General features: G+C 63.6%; 19 protein-coding genes. 9 read left to right on the forward strand and 10 right to left on the reverse strand.

Going from position 1 to position 18,261, the window contains the following annotated elements:
• Nucleotides 1–225: 225 nt before the first annotated feature.
• Genes RR928_RS00505 through RR928_RS00520 form a run of 4 tightly spaced genes read left to right on the forward strand, consistent with a single transcriptional unit; the run spans nt 226 to nt 2,101 of the window.
• Entirely contained in the window at nt 226–339 is a 114-nt protein-coding gene (locus RR928_RS00505) for a cytochrome oxidase small assembly protein (protein WP_332681178.1), read from the forward strand.
• Nucleotides 340–349: 10 nt separating this feature from the next.
• Nucleotides 350–976 (forward strand): cytochrome c oxidase assembly protein, encoded by a 627-nt coding sequence (locus RR928_RS00510; RefSeq protein WP_332540128.1) that lies wholly within the window; start codon nt 350–352, stop codon nt 974–976.
• A complete protein-coding gene (locus RR928_RS00515; RefSeq protein WP_332540130.1) occupies nt 973–1,170 on the forward strand; it encodes a DUF2970 domain-containing protein in 198 nt (65 codons plus the stop codon). Before RR928_RS00510 ends, RR928_RS00515 begins: the two co-directional genes overlap by 4 nt.
• A 49-nt stretch (nt 1,171–1,219) precedes the next feature.
• A complete protein-coding gene (locus RR928_RS00520; RefSeq protein WP_332540132.1) occupies nt 1,220–2,101 on the forward strand; it encodes a cytochrome c oxidase subunit 3 in 882 nt (293 codons plus the stop codon).
• Nucleotides 2,102–2,164: 63 nt separating this feature from the next.
• Here RR928_RS00520 and RR928_RS00525 read toward each other — a convergent pair whose 3' ends face one another.
• A complete protein-coding gene (locus tag RR928_RS00525) occupies nt 2,165–2,398 on the reverse strand; it encodes a twin transmembrane helix small protein (RefSeq protein ID WP_332540134.1) in 234 nt (77 codons plus the stop codon).
• 54 nt (nt 2,399–2,452) lie between these two features.
• Here RR928_RS00525 and RR928_RS00530 point away from each other — a divergent pair, with 54 nt between their 5' ends.
• The 4 genes from RR928_RS00530 to RR928_RS00545 are packed head-to-tail and all read left to right on the forward strand — an operon-like array spanning nt 2,453 to nt 5,441.
• Nucleotides 2,453–3,199, forward strand: coding sequence for an SURF1 family protein (locus tag RR928_RS00530; RefSeq protein ID WP_332548781.1), 747 nt, complete (start codon nt 2,453–2,455; stop codon nt 3,197–3,199).
• Nucleotides 3,141–3,893 (forward strand): hypothetical protein, encoded by a 753-nt coding sequence (locus RR928_RS00535; RefSeq protein WP_332681182.1) that lies wholly within the window; start codon nt 3,141–3,143, stop codon nt 3,891–3,893. Before RR928_RS00530 ends, RR928_RS00535 begins: the two co-directional genes overlap by 59 nt.
• Nucleotides 3,894–3,923: 30 nt before the next feature.
• Nucleotides 3,924–4,820 carry a heme o synthase gene (cyoE, locus tag RR928_RS00540; protein WP_332540139.1) on the forward strand — a complete coding sequence of 299 codons (897 nt, stop codon included), beginning with the start codon at nt 3,924–3,926 and terminating at the stop codon, nt 4,818–4,820.
• 6 nt (nt 4,821–4,826) lie between these two features.
• Nucleotides 4,827–5,441, forward strand: a complete 615-nt coding sequence (locus RR928_RS00545; RefSeq protein ID WP_332540140.1) for an SCO family protein — start codon at nt 4,827–4,829, stop codon at nt 5,439–5,441.
• A gap of 5 nt (nt 5,442–5,446) precedes the next feature.
• Here RR928_RS00545 and RR928_RS00550 read toward each other — a convergent pair whose 3' ends face one another.
• From RR928_RS00550 to ftsY, 9 genes are all read right to left on the reverse strand, one after another.
• A complete protein-coding gene (locus tag RR928_RS00550; RefSeq protein WP_332540141.1) occupies nt 5,447–6,436 on the reverse strand; it encodes a Bug family tripartite tricarboxylate transporter substrate binding protein in 990 nt (329 codons plus the stop codon).
• A 109-nt stretch (nt 6,437–6,545) separates the two neighbouring features.
• Nucleotides 6,546–7,490: an RNA polymerase sigma factor RpoH gene (rpoH, locus tag RR928_RS00555; protein WP_159911244.1), complete on the reverse strand. Its 945-nt coding sequence runs from the start codon at nt 7,488–7,490 to the stop codon at nt 6,546–6,548.
• Nucleotides 7,491–7,690: 200 nt separating this feature from the next.
• A complete protein-coding gene (locus tag RR928_RS00560) occupies nt 7,691–8,287 on the reverse strand; it encodes a GspH/FimT family pseudopilin (protein ID WP_332536188.1) in 597 nt (198 codons plus the stop codon).
• A complete protein-coding gene (locus RR928_RS00565; RefSeq protein WP_332536189.1) occupies nt 8,284–8,724 on the reverse strand; it encodes a type IV pilin protein in 441 nt (146 codons plus the stop codon). The genes RR928_RS00560 and RR928_RS00565 overlap by 4 nt, the downstream gene beginning before the upstream one ends.
• A 2-nt stretch (nt 8,725–8,726) precedes the next feature.
• Nucleotides 8,727–13,055: a pilus assembly protein gene (locus RR928_RS00570; RefSeq protein WP_332536191.1), complete on the reverse strand. Its 4,329-nt coding sequence runs from the start codon at nt 13,053–13,055 to the stop codon at nt 8,727–8,729.
• 13 nt (nt 13,056–13,068) lie between these two features.
• A complete protein-coding gene (locus RR928_RS00575) occupies nt 13,069–13,692 on the reverse strand; it encodes a pilus assembly PilX family protein (RefSeq protein ID WP_332681186.1) in 624 nt (207 codons plus the stop codon).
• The gene (locus RR928_RS00580; RefSeq protein ID WP_442881897.1) at nt 13,692–14,687 is read right to left on the reverse strand and encodes a PilW family protein; all 996 of its coding nucleotides are present in this window, start codon (nt 14,685–14,687) and stop codon (nt 13,692–13,694) included. The genes RR928_RS00575 and RR928_RS00580 overlap by 1 nt, the downstream gene beginning before the upstream one ends.
• Nucleotides 14,677–15,327 carry a type IV pilus modification protein PilV gene (gene pilV, locus RR928_RS00585; protein WP_332536197.1) on the reverse strand — a complete coding sequence of 217 codons (651 nt, stop codon included), beginning with the start codon at nt 15,325–15,327 and terminating at the stop codon, nt 14,677–14,679. The genes RR928_RS00580 and pilV overlap by 11 nt, the downstream gene beginning before the upstream one ends.
• A gap of 186 nt (nt 15,328–15,513) precedes the next feature.
• Nucleotides 15,514–16,782, reverse strand: coding sequence for a signal recognition particle-docking protein FtsY (gene ftsY / locus RR928_RS00590; RefSeq protein ID WP_332536199.1), 1,269 nt, complete (start codon nt 16,780–16,782; stop codon nt 15,514–15,516).
• Between the two features lie 28 nt (nt 16,783–16,810).
• Here ftsY and RR928_RS00595 point away from each other — a divergent pair, with 28 nt between their 5' ends.
• A complete protein-coding gene (locus tag RR928_RS00595) occupies nt 16,811–18,250 on the forward strand; it encodes a M16 family metallopeptidase (RefSeq protein ID WP_332536201.1) in 1,440 nt (479 codons plus the stop codon).
• The last annotated feature ends 11 nt before the right edge of the window (nt 18,251–18,261 follow it).

An 18,261-nucleotide genomic window follows, 5' to 3' on the forward strand; every position in this document is an offset into this window, starting at 1 on the left:
ACCTTCGAGAACCCGCCCAAGCTGGATGCGACTGCAACCCGCGTGATTGGATGAAATGAAGCACCCCCTGAGCGGCTGCGCCGCTTCCCCCTCTCATCCTTCGGTGGAGGGGGACGGCACCCTCGCTGCGGGGCGGCCCTTGCTCGGTGCCCCTGAGCTGGGCCTTGCCGATTCAAGGGTCTGCGAGCGGAACAAGAGCATCATGGATAAATGGGGAAATTGGTAATGTCACCTGATCAACGTAAAAGCAATCTGCGCCTCGCACTGATCCTGGCCTCGATCGCCGCCGTCTTCCTGGCGGGCTTCGTGGCCAAGATGCTGTGGCTGGGTGCGCAGTAAAAGGAACGCCGTGGGAATGCGCCAGGAAAACACGAAGATGGTCGGCAAGCTGGCGGTGATTGCCGTCGGCATGTTCGCCTTCGGCTATGCGCTGATTCCCATCTACAAGCATGTCTGCGAAGCGCTGGGAATCAACATCCTGGCGATTTCCGAGCGCCAGGTGCCGGGCAACGGCCAGATCGGCCCGAATGCCAAACTGCCGGCCAACTCCCAGGTTGACATGAGCCGCACGATCACCGTCGAGTTCGACGCCAACGCGCGCGGCCCCTGGGACTTCAAGCCGCGCCAGCGTTCGGTGCAGGTGCATCCGGGCGAGCTCACGGTGGTCGAGTACGAGTTCCAGAACGTGCAGAACCGCCGCATGGCCGCGCAGGCGATTCCCAGCTATGCGCCGCACCAGGCGGCCGCGCATTTCATCAAGCTCGAGTGCTTCTGCTTCAACCAGTACACGCTGGAGCCGGGCGAGAAAAAGGAATGGCCTGTGGCCTTCGTGATCGACCCGAAGATTTCCAAGGACGTCACGACCATCACGCTGTCGTACACCTTCTTCGAAGTCGGCGGCAAGACGCCGCCCGCGCCCGCAGGCGGTCTCAAGCAGCAGGCCGCGGCGCCCGGTGCCAAGGAGCCCGTGCTATGAACCAACCGCAGAAAAAAGCCTCGCCGCTGCGCACCGCGCGCACCATGCTGTGGGCTTTGCTGGGGGTGCGCAAGGGCAGCGAGTACCAGAAAGACGTTGAAAGCATCACTCCGCTGCAGGTGGTGGTGGGGGGGCTGGTGGCCATTTTTCTATTGGTCGCAGGCTTGATCTTGATTGTGAACTGGATCGTCTGAGCGCCAAGCTACAGACGGACGCAAGGACCTAGAGAGTCAGGAGCAGGAAATGAGTGGAACTACCCAAGGCGCAACGCCCTACTACTACGTGCCCGGTGAATCGCGCCATCCGATCATGGCGGCCGCGGGCCTGTTCTTCGTGATCCTCGGCGCGGGGCAGTGGATCAACGGCCACGAATGGGGCAAATGGAGCCTGTTCTTCGGCCTGGCCTGGTGGCTGGTAGTGCTTTACCAGTGGTTCCGCGACGCCATTCATGAAAGCGAGAGCGGGCTCTACGGCCGCAAGATCGATCTGTCGTTCCGCTGGAGCATGAGCTGGTTCATCTTCTCGGAAGTGATGCTGTTCGGCGCGTTCTTCACCGCGCTGTGGTGGGGCCGCGCGCATTCGGTGCCGGCGCTCGGCGGCATAGAGAACGCCTTGCTCTGGCCCGACTTCAAGGCCATCTGGCCCAGCATGGCCGCCGGTGCCACGGCCTCGCCCGCGGGCACGGTGGAGCCGTTCCAGACCGTGGGTCCGTTCTGGCTGCCGACCATCAACACCGCGCTGCTGCTGACTTCGGGCGTGACGCTGACCATTGCCCACCACGCGCTGCGCGAGAACCATCGCGGCCGCACGATTGCCTTCATGTGGGCCACCGTGGTGCTGGGCTTCATCTTCCTGTGCGTGCAGGGCTATGAGTACTTCCACCTTTACACCGACCTGAACCTCAAGCTGTCGTCGGGCATCTTCGGCTCGACCTTCTACATGCTCACGGGCTTCCACGGCTTCCACGTGTTCGTCGGCATGCTGATGCTGTTCTTCATCACGCTGCGGCTGCAAAAAGGCCACTTCACGGCCGACAAGCATTTCGGCTTCGAAGGCGCAGCCTGGTACTGGCACTTCGTGGACGTGGTCTGGCTGGGCTTGTACGTGCTGGTCTACTGGATGTAATCGGTGAGGCGGTGGCCTGGGCCACCACGGTGCGAGAGCCGGCCTTGCGCCGGCTTCGCCGCTTCAGCGTCCCACCGGCAGCCCGGTAGGCTGGATATACCCCAGCTTCCAGCTGATCAGCAGGCACAGGAACAGCAGCACCGACAAGCCCACGCGCAGCGCCAGCGCGCGCGCCATATGCTGGCTGCGCCTGCGGTTATCCTCTACGCCATCGGGCGGGCGGCGCATCATGAAGAACAAGGCGCTGCCCAGGCTGGCGAGAATGCCCAGAAAGGCCAAGGCGATGAAGATTTTCATGGAGATCATTATCCGGTGAGTAAAAGCACAAGGCCAGAGGGTTCGCCAGCAGGCATGCGCTTCTGGGTGATCACCTTGGCAGCGGCGGTGGGAATCGGCGCCACGGCCGCGCTCGGCTGCTGGCAGCTGGACCGCGCGGCACAAAAGCAGGCGCTGGCCGCGGCCATCGAGGCACGGGGCGAACAGCCGCCGCTGGGCGCTGCGGCACTGCAGCAGGCATTGCAACAGACGCCGGCCGCAGACCTGGTCCACCGCCCCGTGGCGCTGCAGGGCCGCTGGCTCGGCTCCCATACGATCTACCTCGACAACCGGCAGATGCATGGCCGTCCGGGCTTTTTCGTGTTGACGCCATTGGCCCTTGATGGGCCCACGCCCGCGGTGGTGCTGGTGCAGCGCGGCTGGATAGCGCGCAATTTCCAGGACCGCACGGCGCTCGCTCCTGTCGATACGCCCGCGGGCCCGGTGGCAGTCGCCGGCAGGCTTGCACTGGCGCCCGCGCGGCTGTACGAAATGGCACCCGGTGCAGACCCTGTTTCCGAAACGTCGCCTATCCGACAGAATCTTGATGTGGCCCGGTTTCGCGCGCAAACCGGCCTGCCTTTGCTCGCCATGAGCGTGGTGCAGACGGGCGCCGACAGCGAAGGCCTGCAGCGCGACTGGCCGCGCATCGATGCCGGGGTGGACAAGCACTACGGCTATGCATTTCAATGGTTTGGTATCAGTCTCCTGATGGCGGTTCTCTATGTCTGGTTTCAACTCTTCCGACGCTTCATTCGCCCACGCCAGCAACCCGGCGCCTGAGCGCGCCGCGGCCGAGCCGCTGGGCCTGAGCGTGCACGGCCTGCCTGCGGCGGGCGAGGCGATGCAGGCCCAGCGCACGCGTTCCGGGCGCTGGCAGATGATTGCCGTGCTGCTGGTCTGCGCGGCGCCGGTCATCGCCTCCTACTTCACCTATTACGTGGTTCGGCCCGAAGGCCGGCGCAACTTCGGCGAATTGATACAGCCGCAGCGCACGCTGCCCGATATCAATGCGCGCACGCTGACCGGCGACACCGTGCCGCTGGCTTCGCTCAAGGGCCAGTGGCTGCTGGTCAATGTCGCGGGCGGGAAGTGCAATTCGGCCTGCGAGCAACACCTTTACCTGCAGCGCCAGTTGCGCGAGAGCCTGGGCCGCGAAAAGGACAGGCTCGACTGGGTCTGGCTGATCAACGATGCGGTCCAGCCGCCCGCGGCGCTCGCGCCCGCGATGGCCCAGGGCCAGGTGCTGCGCGTCGATCCGCAGGCCCTTGCCGGCTGGCTGGAGCCGGCGCCGGGCCAGCGCATCGAAGACCATCTGTATCTGGTCGATCCCATGGGCAACTGGATGATGCGCATGCCCGCATCGCTCGACAAAGCGAGCGCCGCGAAGGCCAAGCGCGACCTCGACCGGCTGATGCGCGCGGCCGCCTCCTGGGATAAGGCGGGGCGCCCCGATACCGTCGCCCCTTCCCGCTGAAATGCCGTCCCTTTCTTCTCGAGTTTCCGCATGAGCCTCGCCGCCACCGTTTCCGCCCCGTCGCGCTTTGCGCAGTTCTACGCGCTGACCAAGCCGCGCGTGGTGCAATTGATCGTCTTTTGCGCGCTGATCGGCATGGTGCTGGCCATTCCCGGCTGGCCGGCAGCGCAGCAACTGGTGCTGATGGCCGTGGCCTGCGCGGGCATCTGGCTGGTCGCGGGCGCGGCCGCGGCGTTCAACTGCCTGGTCGAAAAAGGCATAGACGCCAAGATGAAGCGCACGGCCTGGCGGCCCACGGCCAAGGGTCAGTTGTCGGACGGCCAGGCCTTGGCGTTTTCCACACTGCTGTGCGCGGCCGGCTCGGCAGTTCTCTATGTCTGGGTCAACCCGCTGACCATGTGGCTCACGCTCGCCACCTTCGTCGGTTATGCCGTGGTCTACACACTGATCCTCAAGCCGCTGACGCCGCAGAACATCGTGATCGGCGGGGCCTCGGGCGCGATGCCGCCGGTGCTGGGCTGGGCCGCGATGACCGGCCAGGTCACGCCCGAGTCGCTGATCCTGTTCCTGATCATCTTCCTCTGGACACCACCGCATTTCTGGGCGCTGGCGCTGTACCGTGTGGAAGACTATCGCCAGGCCGGCCTGCCCATGCTGCCGGTGACGCATGGCAATGAATTCACCCGTTTGCAGGTGTTTCTCTATACGCTGGTATTGTTTGCCGGATGCCTCCTGCCGTTCGTCTTCGGCATGAGTTCCTGGCTCTATCTGGCGGTGGCCGTGGTGCTGGGCCTGGGGTTCTGTGCGTATGCCTATCGGCTGTGGCGCAGCTACTCCGACGCCCTGGCGCGCAAGACCTTCCGGTTTTCGCTGATACACCTGAGTCTTCTGTTCGCCGCACTATTGGCGGACCACTATATTTTTTGAACGACTATGGATAAACGACGTGTATTGAAGTTGTTGCTGGCCTCGGCGCTGGGCACGGGGGCCGCAGGCCTGCTCGCGGGCTGCGGTCGCGAACCCAAGGCCAGTTTCCAGGGAGTGGATGTGACGGGCGCGGAGTACGCGCGCGATTTCACGCTGCCCGATGCTTCGGGTCAGCAGCGCAGCCTCAAGGACTTCGCGGGCAAGGCCGTGGTGGTGTTCTTCGGCTATACCCAATGCCCCGATGTCTGCCCGACTTCGCTGCAGGAGCTGGCCGAAGTCAAGAAGCTGCTGGGCGCCGATGGCGAGCGCCTGCAGGGCATCTTTGTCACGCTGGACCCCGAGCGCGACAAGCCCGAGATGCTCAAGGCCTACATGGAGAGCTTCGATCCCAGCTTTGTCGCGCTGCGCGGCACGCCGGAGCAGACCGCGGCAATTGCCAAGGATTTCAAGATCTTCTACAAGAAGGTCGAAGGCCCTACGCCGGAAAGCTATACGCTGGACCACTCGGCCGGCAGCTATGTCTATGACCCCGCGGGGCGCCTGCGCGTCTACGAGCGCTACGGCGTGGGCCCCCAGGTCCTGGCAGCCGATGTACGCCTGCTGCTGGCGGAGAAGGCCTGATCAGATCATTGCGCAGTGATCTTCTGGCTGCGGATGATGTCGCCCATGACCTTGGCGTCGGTGCGTATGCGGTTGGCCAGGCCTTCTGACGAGGTTCCCGCAACCTGCCAGCCCTGGGCGAACAGCTTGGCGCGGATGTCGGGGTGGCGTGCTATTTCGCTCAGCAGCGTGCCCAGGCGCTCGACGATGGGCCGGGGCATGGAGCGCGGCGCGGCGACTGCATTCCAGATTTCCATCTGATAGTTGGCAATGCCGGCTTCCGACAGGCTGGGGTACTCGGGCACCAGCGACGAGCGGCTGGTCGAGGTCACGCCTATCACGCGCAGCTTGCCCGCACGCGCCTGGGCTGCGGCCATGGCGGGCGGCAGCAGCGCGAGCTGCACCTGTTCGCCGATGATGGCGTTGATCACCTGCGGGTTGCCGGGGTAGGGCACATGCACCGGTGCAATGCCGGCGCGCGCCTTGAGCAGCTCCATGCCGATATGCGCGACCGTGCCTATTCCCGGGCTGCCGTAGCTCCACTTGTCGCCGCTGGCGCGCGCCGCGGCGAAGAACTCGGCGGCCGTGCTGCCCGGTGCCTGGGCCGATGCGGCCAGCGCCAGCGGCGCGGTGGCGATCAGGCTCACGGGCTGCAGGTCCTTGAGCGGGTCATAGGTCGCCTTGGGGTTGATCAGCTTGGCGATGGTCATGTTGCCGTTGATCATCAGCCCCAGCGTATGGTCGTCGGTGGCATGGGCGACGGCGTCGGCGCCGATGTTGCCGCCCGCGCCCACCTTGTTCTCGACCACGACCGGCTGGCCCAGCATCTTGGCCAGCGGCTCGGCCAGCGTACGCGCGACCAGGTCGGGCGACGAGCCGCCCGGAAAGCCGACGATCAGTTTGACCGGGCGCGTGGGCCATTGGGCTGGATCGGCTGCCAGGGCAGGGGCGCAGGCGGCAGCCGCGGCACAGGCCGCCGAGGCCAGCAGCGTGCGGCGGTTCAATCTGGAAATCATGCGGGCTCCTCGGATCATTATTGGAATGGAGTGTCTTTGGCAATCGGCGCGCCATGAAAAAAGCGCACCGCCTGCAAAGGCGGTGCGCCGATTATCCCTGCCGGGAGACTCAGGCGTATTCGGCCAGCGTCTTCTTCATTTTCTTCATCGCCGCCGATTCGATCTGGCGAATGCGCTCGGCGCTGACGCCGTAGACCGCAGCGAGTTCGTGCAGCGTCATGCCGCCCGAGCCGTCGTCGTTGACCTTGAGCCAGCGCTCCTCGACGATGCGCCGGCTGCGCTCGTCCAGGCCGCCCAGCGCCAGGCTGATGCCGTCGGTGGCCAGTGCGTCGCGCTGGCGCGACTCGATCATCGCCGTGGGTTCATGCGAACCATCGGCCAGGTAGGCGATGGGGCCGAAGGCGTTCTCGCCGTCATCGGAAGGAGAGGGATCGAGCAGCACGTCGCCGCCCGACATCCGGGTCTCCATTTCGATGACTTCTTCGCGCTTGACGTTGAGCTTTTGCGCGACGGTGTCGATCTCGTGCGGGCTCAGCGTGTCGCGGTGCGTGCTCTCGTCGAGCGCGGCGGCGTCGGCCTTGAGCCCTTGCTTCATCGAGCGCAGGTTGAAGAACAGCTTGCGCTGCGCCTTGGTCGTGGCCAGCTTGACCATGCGCCAGTTCTTCAGGATGTATTCGTGGATCTCGGCCTTGATCCAGTGCATGGCATAGCTCACCAGGCGCACGCCCTGTTCGGGGTCGAAGCGCTTGACGGCTTTCATCAGGCCCACGTTGCCTTCCTGGATCAGGTCGCCATGCGGCAGGCCGTAACCCAGGTACTGGCGCGAAATGGCCACCACCAGGCGCAGGTGCGACATCACCAGTCGGCCGGCCGCGTCCAGGTCGCTGTCATTCTTGAGGCGACGCGCGTAATCCTGCTCTTCTTCCAGCGTGAGCATGGGAAGACGATTGACTGCCGTGATATAGGCGTCCAGGTTGCCCAGTGGAGGCACCAGTGCCCAAGGGTTGGTGGGCGCCAAAGTGGTCGTCGCAATGTTTGCGGATGTGGAGGTCATTGAAGTCCTTTCTTCCATATCTTCATATTAGCAGTCTATTGGAGAGAGTGCTAAGGCAGAAGTTCCTTAACCATTGACAACTTGTGCCAACCCTGCGGGGCAATGCCCTCAGGGCGTCGAACCGGTGCTCAGTCCAGGCGTGCAAGTGCTAGCGGCTCCGGCACCAGAGCGTGCGACGGGAGAAAGGCCTGTCCATATCCTCAGTCCGTGGAAAGGCAATTGGCATCATCCGACGCCTTGGGAGTGCAGATCTTGGCCCTCCCGGTGACAGCGATCTTGATACGTCGGATCTGGCGGTAGTCGGTGCTTGCATCGCTGCGAGCTATGGTCAACGTGGTGTTGGGCAGGTCGCCGCTCGCGGGACGCGAAAAGCCCGAGCCGTCATATCGCACATAGCTCGGATTGGCCGCCGTGCTGTTGTTGCCCGAAAGCGTGATGTAGGGCGGGGGCGCCTCCTGTTGCATCACCAGGATGTCCTTGGTGCTGTCGAAGGTCATGTCATTGTCGGTATCGACAAACACCACCCAGCCCTTTGCCCAGTCATTGTCGTTGTTCTTCGGCGTCACCAGAGCGAACATGTTGCGCTTCATTGCTTCGGTGCGGGCCGCGTTCAGGGCCGCCAGGAAGCTGTTGCTGATGCCGCTCAGTTCTGCATTGCGCAGATATCCCATGAAACTGGGTGCGGCAATGGCCATGATGATGACCAGCAGCGAAATGGTCACCAGCAGCTCGATCAGCGTGAAGCCCCGTCCGCCTGTTCTGGTGGTCGATGAGGCGTGCGGGGCAAATGGCGTCATTTCCAGCAGACACTCGTGTTGTTGCCGGTGCAGCTCTTCACGCCCGTGCTGGTAACGGTGAGTTCCGTGATGGACGGGTCGGTGTAGTACTTGGGCACGCCGAACACCTGAACGCAATTGTTGATGGTCTGGCTGGGGCAGGCACGCGCACCAAGCCAGTACGCGGCACTGCCGCGGGAGTCCCCCGAGAAGGTCTTGAAGGCTACGGCGCTGTCGCCTGCCGTGGCGATGGCCAGGTAAGTATTGTTCTGCGTCATGTACCGCTCCTGCTGCTGCAGCAGTTCCATCATCGCCGTGCGGCCTTCGGCGCGGCGAGTCTTTCGCATGTACTCCGCGTAGGACGGGTAGGCTATGGTTGCCAGAATGGAGACTATGGCAACCGTGATCATCAATTCGATGAGCGTAAAGCCTTCAATGCGCCGTTTGTGCTTGGTCATGTTCAATTCCAGGTCTTGTCTTTCAGTTCGCGGTAGTTGTTCAGTTGGCGCCAGCTCAGGCGACCGACCTGCGATGTGGCGGTTTTTGGCTCGGAGACGCTCACGCCTGAAGTGGCGGTGGCGTCGGGATGCACGAATACCCCTTTGTCTGTCTTGACGCGCGCTCCGGTGGAGTCACTGTTCGAGAGCGAAGAGTTCGTATAGAAGAACATCGGCGAGCCCTGCGCACCACTGGACATGGTCGTGACGGTACCCAGGCCGCTGGCCAGATTGGCTTCGTATGAATAGCTCGATCCACCTCCGCAGGCATCCGTGGACGCACTTGGCGGCAGCAGGCTGGTGAAGCGCACGGTCTGCCCGAACAGCGCTGCGGCGCCGATCTGTTTTTCACCGCCCAGGCTGCCGCTCTTGGGATAGTCGATATACCAGCCTGCTTTCTTGTCGGTGGAGTTGCTGTCCCGCGGGCGATTCCAGTAGAACGACTCCACGCTGATTGCACTGTTCGTGATCGAGCCGGCCTTCAGGCGCGCGCGGCCGTTGAAGCGCGCTGTGCCGTCCGTGTCGGGTTCGACGTCTTTCGATGCGGCGTTGCCGCTGTCATACAGCACGTAGAAAGACTGTGTCTGGGTATTGGAGCCGACCATGTTGTCCTTGGCTTCGAGATATTTGCCGGTGCCAAATGCCAGGATGTAAGTGTTGGAGGGCCCAAACGCAATGGTGGGTACCATGGTGATGGGCTGGACCTTGTTGCTGCTGTCTTTCGCGATGTACATGGGCAGCGGATTGGTGCCGTCACTGTTCTTATAGGACGTCAGTCTCAGCAGGTTCCAGTTGGTTTCGGTGGCGCTCGAGAAGTTGGCCTTGGCCATGTCGAGCTTCCAGAACTGGCCGTGGAGGTCGCCCATATAGAAGAATTCGACGGCATCCGCCTGGTCGTTGGTGAAATCGAAGTTCACCAGACCGGTGGCCTTGCCGACACCGGTGCCGGTTCCGGACGCATTTACTTCCTGCGTGCCGGTTGCCTCCACGTTGCTGATGGGCAGGCTCACCTTGAAGTAGTTGGTGCCCAGCGACCAGTCGGTGCCTGATGCCTTCGACAGATCCAGCAGGAAGAGCGCAGGCTTGCCGGTGGTGCTGTAGCGGCCAGTGCCATCATTGACGTAATTGTTGACGCCGCTGGCTACCGCTGCAAACCATTTGTAGGTGGCCGTGGCGGCGCCGGGAGCGCTGGTGCGCAGCTTCACGATGCGCGGTTGGCTCACCACGTTGCCCATGTCTAGATCGTTCTGGTCCGTGAATTCCCAAAGGACCTTGTCGGCCGCAAAGTCGCTCGGATTGGTCACGTCCAAAGCGAAGACGCCTTGCCCGCCGCCGCCGGTGCCCGACACCAGCACGGTTTTCCAGTCGCTGCCTACTTGGGCTTCGGCCACTGCGGGCGGCGCATCGACGTAGCTGGTGTGGCCGGAGGAGTTGTAATTGGTGTTGGTCAGCTGCGAGAGCTTGGGAGCCATCCAGCTGGGGATGTATGCGAACAGCTCGTCCATGGTGGTGGAGTTGAATGCATGCAGCATGCCGTCGTTGGCGCCGACAAAAACGGCTTTTGTGCGGTTCTTGTTGGTATCGTAGAACGTGCGATAGGCCGCCGTGTTGTAGCGCGTGGTGGGCGCGGCGGAGTAGGCCGCTGCGGAATTGACGATGTCGCCCAGGCGGGAATTGCGCTGGCGGAAGGTGACGGCTTCCTGTGAGCGATAGCCGCGCAGGAAGTTGAGGCGGTTCTGACCGTCGTTGTCGGCCGTGGCGGTGGGCGAGGCCTTGTTCAGGTGGGCCTTGAGCGTGTCGCCTATCGTGCTCCAGGTGAACAGGGCTGCCGAGCCGCCCGAGCTGGCCGCGCTTTCTAGCCCGACAACGATCTTGCGTCCGCTGGTTTGCGTGTCGGTGAGTGCGTCGAGACGCGCCGCGGCGGAGACCGCCGATGCCGCGTCGCCCACCTTCACATCGCCGTTGTCGCTGACCTTGATGGTGTTGCGCTTGATGTCCCCGGACCAGCGTTCCGTATTGAAGCTGGCGGTGTAGTAATACCCGTCCGTGGTGGACAAGGTGTTGGTGGACGCTGCCGGCGAGGAAATCGTATTGCTGGCCTTGGCCGCGGCGAAGAAGATGTCGTCCAGCGAGCGCAGGAACTTGTCTGCATCGCTGACCAGGAAATAGGTCTTGGCCTCGCCCGGATCGGTTTCCTTCTCCCAGTTGCGGGCGTCGTTCGACGACTCATACGGGTTGCCGGTGCCGGTCACATCGTTGAAGCCGCCGTACTTGGCCGCAAGGAAGAAGTGGGTCCGCCGGCGGGCCGTGGCATCGTTGTTGGCGCTGTTTTCGTTCACGTCCACCACGTAGGTGGTCACTCGCATGCCGGGGCGGCGCTTGGCTGTCTCCGTCCAGTCCCTGCCGCGGATGTCATGCGTATGCGCCCAGTAGGCCATGCCGGCCATGTAATACGACGACTTGCCGCCAGAGCCTATGCTGAGGTTGTCCAGGTCGGCCAGGCCGGTGTTCTTGATCGTTGTGGTGTTGCTGGTGACCTGCGAGTCGCCACGGCCGTCAAGGTATCTGATCGCTTGGTCCGCCTCGAAGCCGCCCACGACACGAGTCCAGTCCTTGAAGTTCGGAACGTTGTTCGCCAGGCTGACTTCGGCGGTTCGATCGAAGTCGGAATTCGAGATGATCGAGTTGCCGGGGATGGAGCGGTCGGCGTGGGTGTTCACATCGCCGATCAGCAGGACGCTGTTGCGCAGGCAGGCGTAGTTCTTGTCGCTGGAGCCACCGTCGAACGGGTCGGTCCAGCTCGCGTACACGGGAAATCCCGCACGCCTGGCATCATTGGCAGTGAGACCGGAAACCGCTTGCGGCGTTGGCGCCAGGCCCTGCAGATAACGCAGGCTTTCGTAATACAGCTCGCTCACCGGATCGTTGCCCTTGTAGGTACCGGGCGTGCCCGTGCGTCCAAAGGTGTTCAGGTAATTCATCACCCCGCTGATGCCCTCCGTGGCATCCCGCGGATTGGCAATGAAAACGCCATTGTCAGGGTTCCATTCGCGGTTCGGGTTCAGATCCACCGAAGGGTCACCGTTGGCGTCGTAGGTCTTGGGTCCGACATAGGTCATGGGCGCGCGCAGCACCCCGCCGTAGCGCTGGTCGCCGTTGTCCATCAGGTAGCCGAAAGCCGCGAGGCGGATGCGGTCGCTGTACTTCTGCATGTTGCCCACGGGCTTGTAGTTGCCGTTGGGGTAGCGCTGGCACACGGAGGCGCGCGAGTCGGTCAGGGCGCCGCCCGATGTACTGCAGGCCTTCACCCGAACGTAGAGCGCTTCTTCCCCCCCTATGGTCTTCATGGGGGTGGATAGCGCCGTGTTTGTGGGCTTGTAGTGGCAGCTTTTGCCCGCGCCTGACGCCGGGTCCTCGCCCCACTGGCTGTTGTTGCATGCGATGCCGTTGGTGACCAGGCGGCGATGCCACTTCTTGCCGCTGCCGTAGATGACTTCCGCCGTTCCTGTGAACGTGCAGGTGGCGTTTTCCGCGGCGCATTGCGTGTAGCCGTTCGGCATGTTCGAGTTGGTCTCGCGCTGGAGTATCGGACCCATCACGGCGGCGGAGTCATTGCAGGCATCGGCTCCCGCTTTGGTCGCTGCCGTACCGTTGCTGAAGATGTGAATTCGATTCAGGCAGTTGCTGATCCGCACGGTATTCGTATCGCCGCTCGTGAAGAACTCGGCAGGCAGCGCCTGCCGCGCGACGGCGTTGGAGAGATTCTTGCGCGGAAAGTAGGAACCATCGTCGTAGAAGTTGCTGGGAATTACTGCGCGCTGCAGGATGGTCGAGGACTCGGAATCCTCGATCCGGTCGCCGCCCGTGAGGCCCAGGCGCATGATGTCGATGGACGAGGCTGCAGCCCAGTTGAGGAAGTTGCCGCTGAATCCTGCTCCGCTGCAGCTGTGGGTTGCGGCATCGGAGGCCGCGGACCGCGTGAAATGCTTGGTCGTGGACGCTTTGTCGTAGGTGTAGCAACTCAACGGATCGAAGTAGCCCTGGTAGGAGGTGGCCGGAGCATAGGTGCCGCGGTAGGCTGCGCCCACGGTAGGATGCTCGACCGATATGGCCAGCGTCAGCGTGGGCTTCTGGCCCGAACCCTGCGCATACAGCGGGTCAGCGCTCAGCGCGATCGCAGTGATGTTCGGCGGACTGCTTTGGCTCAGTGAATGAACCGCGTAACCTATTGACAGGGGGGCGACAATTGCAAGCGCCCATCGAGCCAGGCGCACACGAGGCAATAGTTTCATGGTCACTCCGGGATCATTCTTTGCGGAAAAGTATTTGCGTCACGACCTGGATGTCTTCCCGAGGCCCGAAACCCATCGATGTCACGCGGTACACGAATTTCTTGTCCACCCGCCCGCTGGCGTCGCCGAAAGAATTCCTGTCCGGCAGCACTTCAATGATGTAGCGCGGCTTTTTGACCGGCTGCAGCCCGCTGCTGCCCGACTTGAACGCGCGTCCTGTGAAGTCGCCATAGACCGCTGCGGCAGGGCTATCGGCTGCCAGATCCACACTGAGCCACAGGGGCTTGCCCGTCACCGTTGCAGGATCGCACAGTCCCTTGCCGGTTCCGGTGGTTCCGCAGCTGCCGATTGCAAATGCCGAAGAATCGTTCTTCGTGAACAGGTTCTTGCGTGTCGCGGTCCCAGGGCCGCGAATGTCGTATTCGGCATCCATGAGGCCGGCCTCTGAGCCTTGCCATGCGATCTGCACGTCGCGTTCGTTGCGCGCGCCGCGTTCGCTCATCATAGAAATCTGTATGGCTCCCATGCCCAGAATGGCGATGATGGCCAGCAGCATCATGACCACGATCAGCGACACGCCGCGCTGGTCGGGCCGCGGGGCGGTGGCAGGCAGAAAAGAAAAGCGTTTGGCGCGCATCAGGTGGCGTCCTGGCGGGTGATCGCTGCATTGCGCAGGTGGATCGTGAATGAGACCGTCTGGCGCAGTCTGCCGTCGGTCTTTGCGGCAAATGTGCTGCCCGGGTCGTCGGCGGAATTCATCAGGCCTTGCGGCCCCAGTGGATACTGTGCGGCAACCGTTCCATTGGACGAGGAACCAGGCGGGCCACGCATGACCATGCCTACGCGTATGGAGCGAACGCGATCCCAGTTGGCATTGGTGTCGGTCAAGCTGCTGGTCACCAGTTGATCTGCGCGAAGGTAGCGCTCGGGAATCGAGTCGGTGGCCGCGCTGGGCGCAGCCCCGGCGGTGACGCCGTCAACGCCATAAAGCAACTGCAGGCTCTCCACGCCGGGCACCAGCGGCTGCTGCTTCCAGGTGCTGCCGTCGAGCCAGGCGCACATCAGTGTGGGTTCACCCTGGTCCTGCGCGACGTAGAACACGCTGACCATGCGCTCGGACATGGTCGCCGCGGTCGCCGTGGAAGTGGCGCCGCTGCAATCGATCATGGTCTGGTCCGGACCTTCACTGCCGTCGGTCTTGGTGACCGTTCCCATCTGATAGCGCACCACCAGCATGTCGCTGTTGTTGAGGCCGGTCGTCGTGACCGCGTTGGTCGTGCCGTTGATCAACTGGACATCGTAGGCGGCATCGTTGAATCCTTTGATGCTCGGCTCGATCGCGGCCGTCGTTGACTCCCCGACCTTGAATGCCGCTCCGGCTGTGGTGCTTGCATGCTTGAAATCCAAATATGCAGCCTGCGTCGCCAGGCGGCGAATGATGCTGGTGGCGAAGCGGGCATTGTCGCGCAGCTGTGCGGAAGCATCGACGGCGAGAAAGCCTTGCCGCGACACCGTCAGTGCAGCCACCGCCGCCAGGACGATCAGGCTGCCCAGCAGTAGAGCGACCAATAGCTCGACCAGCGTCATGCCGCGCTGCATCGCGCGGCGACGCGAAGAGTTTTCAGGGCTCATTGATACTTCCTGGCGTGATGGGGAAAGTGACTGCGGGGCGCAGTGCCTTGTCGAAGGCACCGGTATTTGCGGCAGTCACATTGGTGGCGTCCGTGCCGGTCGCGCCGCGCAGCGTGTTGCTGCGGGTCCAGCCAATCTTCAGCATCAAGGTTCCCCCCGTGCCGCTGCAGCTCCACTGCGGCAGCCCGGCTGAATCGTAGGGAGCATTGTCCTGGCAGATGACGACTCTCGCGCCGGGAAGCTCGGGCGGCGTCAACAATGCACCCGAGGAGTCCTTGACGCCCGTCACGGCGCGCGTCAGCCACTCATAGACATCGCGCTTGGCGACGAGCTCAATCGAGTCGCAGGTGCCGGTTCCTCCGGGCAGGCCGCACTTGGTTGCGGTCAGCGTCGATGTGCTGCTGACATCGACGAGATACGGATTATTGGTCAAGGCAATGGCCTGCGCCTTGTTGCCGCGCATCATTTCTGCCATTTCCTCCGCCAGACGCACGGCGGCAGACTGCAGGCGTGCTTCGCGATTGGCCTGCAAGGCGGCGACTTGCAGGCCCACAAGACCCAGCATGCCGAAGCACAGAACTGCAATGCACACGAGAATCTCGACGAGCGAGAAACCTTGTTGGCTCCGGGGAGGGATCACAGGGATTAAATGGAATAAATAGTGACGTCTGATACTACATGTATCCGAGTCAGGGCAGTTGCCGTTCAATCGTCCATTGCTACCGTTTGTCAGGATGGCACGCAGGCCGGTCGATCTTGCCGACCGGCATGGGAACAGGCAATACCAATCAGGATGGCGCGACCTGCATTGCGACCACCGAAGCGCTCAGCTCAGCAATGCCTGGGCGAATTCCTTGGCATTGAACGTTTCCAGATCCTCGAGCTTCTCGCCCACGCCGATGAAATACACGGGAATGGGGCGTTCCTGGGCAATCGCGGCGAGCACGCCGCCCTTGGCCGTGCCGTCGAGCTTGGTCACGATCAGGCCGGTCAGCTGCAGCGCGTCGTCAAACGAGCGCACCTGGGCGAGCGCGTTCTGGCCGGTGTTGCCATCGATCACCAGCAGCACTTCGTGCGGCGCCGTGGCGTCCGCCTTGGTGACCACGCGGCGAATCTTCTTGAGTTCTTCCATCAGGTGCAGCTGCGTAGGCAGTCGGCCCGCGGTATCGACCAGCACCACATCCTTCTTGCGCGCCTTGCCCGCGGTCACGGCGTCGAAGCTCACGGCTGCGGGGTCGCCGCCTTGCTGGCTCACGATCTCTACGGTATTGCGCGTCGCCCAGACGCCCAACTGCTCGCGTGCGGCCGCGCGGTAGGTGTCGGCCGCGGCCAGCAGCACGCTCGCGCCTTCGTCGGCCAGGTGCTTGGTCAGCTTGCCTATGGACGTGGTCTTGCCCGCGCCGTTGACGCCCGCGACCATGATCACCGTGGGGGTGAACTGGCCTATGACCAGCGGCTTCTCCAGCGGCTGCAGCAGGTCGGCAAGCGACTGCGCGAGCAGCTCCTTGACGGCCGACGGCTCGGTGGCCTTGGTTTCCTTGACGCGGCGCTTGAGGTCGGCGAGCAGATGCTGCGTGGCCTTGACGCCGGTGTCGGCCATCAGCAGCGCATCTTCGAGCTCTTCGTACAGCGCCTCGTCGATCTTGGTGCCCGTGAACACCGTCGAAATATTGTTGCCGGTCTTGCGCAGTCCGGCCTTGAGCCGGCCCAGCCAGCTGGCGCGCTGCGCCGCGTCAGGGGCGGGGACAGCCGCAGCCTGCGCCTTGGCCGCCAGCGGTGGCGCAGCGGCTGGCGCGGTGACAACAACTGGCGGAGCAGCGACCGGCGCCTCGGCCGGTACGGGCTTGGCCGCGCCGAACATCTGGCGCAGGCGGCCCATGGCTCCGGGCGCCGGCTCGGCCGGTGCCGCGGAAATCAGCTGCGGACTTCGCGCGGTGCCCGTATCCGGCGCGCTCGCCGCAGACTCCGGGATAATGTCCGGAACAATTTCCGGAACATGCTCGTGCTCAATAGGCGCGGACGCGGGCGTACTCACCAGCTCATCGGCGGGTGGTACGGCGGAAGGAAGGGGCTTTTTTTTGAAAAAACTGAACATTGGCGGGTTCGTAGAATCTGAGCATTCTATGAAACGTGCTCTTACCCTCCTGGGCCTCGTGGCCTGCCTGAGCGCCGGGGCGCAAAATTTGCCGCCTGCGAGCCCGCAAAAACCCCCTGCAAAAGCCGATGCGGCCGCCGTCACCAAGGCGCAGCAGTTCACGCTGGCCAACGGCATGCAGCTGATTGTTCAACCCGATCGGCGCGCGCCCACGGCAGTGCACATGGTCTGGGTGCGCGTGGGCTCGATGGACGAAGTCGACGGCACTTCGGGCGTGGCCCATGTGCTCGAGCACATGATGTTCAAGGGCTCCAAAGCCCTGGCCGCGGGCGAGTTCTCGCGCCGCGTCGCGGCGCTGGGCGGGCGCGACAACGCGTTCACCAGCCGCGATTACACCGGCTATTACCAGCAGATTCCGTCGCAGCGCCTCGAAGATGTGATGCGCCTCGAATCGGACCGTTTTGCGCACAACCAGTGGCCCGACGAGGAGTTCCGCAAGGAACTCGAAGTGGTCAAGGAAGAGCGCCGCATGCGCACCGACGACCAGCCGCGCGCCGCGCTGTTCGAGCAGCTCTATGCGACGGCCTATACGGCGTCGCCCTATCGCCGGCCCGTGGTCGGCTGGATGAGCGACCTGGAAGCGATGACACCCGACGACGCGCGCGCATTCTTCCGCAAATGGTATGTGCCGTCCAACGCGGTGGTCGTCGTGGCCGGCGACGTCGATGTCGCCAAGGTCAGGCGCCTGGCCGAGAAGTACTACGGCAGCATTCCCGCCAAGGCCACTCCGGCGCGCAAGCCCCAGGTCGAGCCCGAGCAAAAGGGCCTGCGCCGCGTGGCGCTCAAGCTGCCGGCCGAACAGGCTTTCGTCACGCTGGGCTTCAAGGTGCCTGGCATTTCGCGGCTCGAGAACATCGGTCCCCAGGACAGGGATGCACTGGCGCTGATGATGCTGTCGGAAGTGCTCAGCGGCTACAGCGGTGCGCGCCTGGAGCGCGCGCTGGAACAGGGCCCGCAGCGCGTCGCCGATTCGGCCGGCAGTTCGGCGTCGTTGCTGGGCCGCGGCCCGAGCATGTTCATGCTGACGGGAATTCCCGCGGCGGGCAAGACGGTGGCCGAAGTCGAGGCCGCGCTGCGCGCCGAAGTGCAGCGCGTGGCGCGCGAAGGCGTGGACGCCACCGAGCTGGCACGCGTGAAGACGCAGTGGATTGCGGGCACGGTCTACGAGCGCGATTCGGTGTTCAGCCAGGCGCAGACGCTGGGCAGCTACTGGAGCATGGGAATGCCGGTCGATGCCGAGGAGCGCCTGCTGCAGCAGCTGAAACAGATCACTTCGGCCCAGGTCCAGGATGTCGCCGCGCGCTATTTCGGCGACGACCAGCTGACCATTGCCACGCTGGACCCCCAGCCCCTTGATCCGGCCAAGCCCCGCCGTCCCGAGTCTGCCTCCGAGCAGCCCCTGCATTGAGCCAGCTTCGG

Origin of the sequence: Comamonas sp. (assembly GCF_036666375.1) — a bacterium.
In the GTDB taxonomy this organism is placed as follows: Bacteria; Pseudomonadota; Gammaproteobacteria; order Burkholderiales; family Burkholderiaceae_C; genus Comamonas.

What these genes read in the sequence shown, in the direction of transcription:
- RR928_RS00505 (WP_332681178.1), top strand. Translation starts at nt 226, where the DNA reads ATGTCACCTGATCAACGTAAAAGCAATCTGCGCCTCGCACTGATCCTG.
- RR928_RS00515 (WP_332540130.1), top strand. Translation starts at nt 973, where the DNA reads ATGAACCAACCGCAGAAAAAAGCCTCGCCGCTGCGCACCGCGCGCACC.
- RR928_RS00520 (WP_332540132.1), top strand. Translation starts at nt 1,220, where the DNA reads ATGAGTGGAACTACCCAAGGCGCAACGCCCTACTACTACGTGCCCGGT.
- RR928_RS00525 (WP_332540134.1), bottom strand. Translation starts at nt 2,398, where the DNA reads ATGAAAATCTTCATCGCCTTGGCCTTTCTGGGCATTCTCGCCAGCCTG.
- RR928_RS00530 (WP_332548781.1), top strand. Translation starts at nt 2,453, where the DNA reads ATGCGCTTCTGGGTGATCACCTTGGCAGCGGCGGTGGGAATCGGCGCC.
- RR928_RS00535 (WP_332681182.1), top strand. Translation starts at nt 3,141, where the DNA reads ATGTCTGGTTTCAACTCTTCCGACGCTTCATTCGCCCACGCCAGCAAC.
- cyoE (WP_332540139.1), top strand. Translation starts at nt 3,924, where the DNA reads ATGAGCCTCGCCGCCACCGTTTCCGCCCCGTCGCGCTTTGCGCAGTTC.
- RR928_RS00545 (WP_332540140.1), top strand. Translation starts at nt 4,827, where the DNA reads ATGGATAAACGACGTGTATTGAAGTTGTTGCTGGCCTCGGCGCTGGGC.
- RR928_RS00550 (WP_332540141.1), bottom strand. Translation starts at nt 6,436, where the DNA reads ATGATTTCCAGATTGAACCGCCGCACGCTGCTGGCCTCGGCGGCCTGT.
- rpoH (WP_159911244.1), bottom strand. Translation starts at nt 7,490, where the DNA reads ATGACCTCCACATCCGCAAACATTGCGACGACCACTTTGGCGCCCACC.
- RR928_RS00560 (WP_332536188.1), bottom strand. Translation starts at nt 8,287, where the DNA reads ATGACGCCATTTGCCCCGCACGCCTCATCGACCACCAGAACAGGCGGA.
- RR928_RS00565 (WP_332536189.1), bottom strand. Translation starts at nt 8,724, where the DNA reads ATGACCAAGCACAAACGGCGCATTGAAGGCTTTACGCTCATCGAATTG.
- RR928_RS00570 (WP_332536191.1), bottom strand. Translation starts at nt 13,055, where the DNA reads ATGAAACTATTGCCTCGTGTGCGCCTGGCTCGATGGGCGCTTGCAATT.
- RR928_RS00575 (WP_332681186.1), bottom strand. Translation starts at nt 13,692, where the DNA reads ATGCGCGCCAAACGCTTTTCTTTTCTGCCTGCCACCGCCCCGCGGCCC.
- RR928_RS00580 (WP_442881897.1), bottom strand. Translation starts at nt 14,687, where the DNA reads ATGAGCCCTGAAAACTCTTCGCGTCGCCGCGCGATGCAGCGCGGCATG.
- ftsY (WP_332536199.1), bottom strand. Translation starts at nt 16,782, where the DNA reads ATGTTCAGTTTTTTCAAAAAAAAGCCCCTTCCTTCCGCCGTACCACCC.
- RR928_RS00595 (WP_332536201.1), top strand. Translation starts at nt 16,811, where the DNA reads ATGAAACGTGCTCTTACCCTCCTGGGCCTCGTGGCCTGCCTGAGCGCC.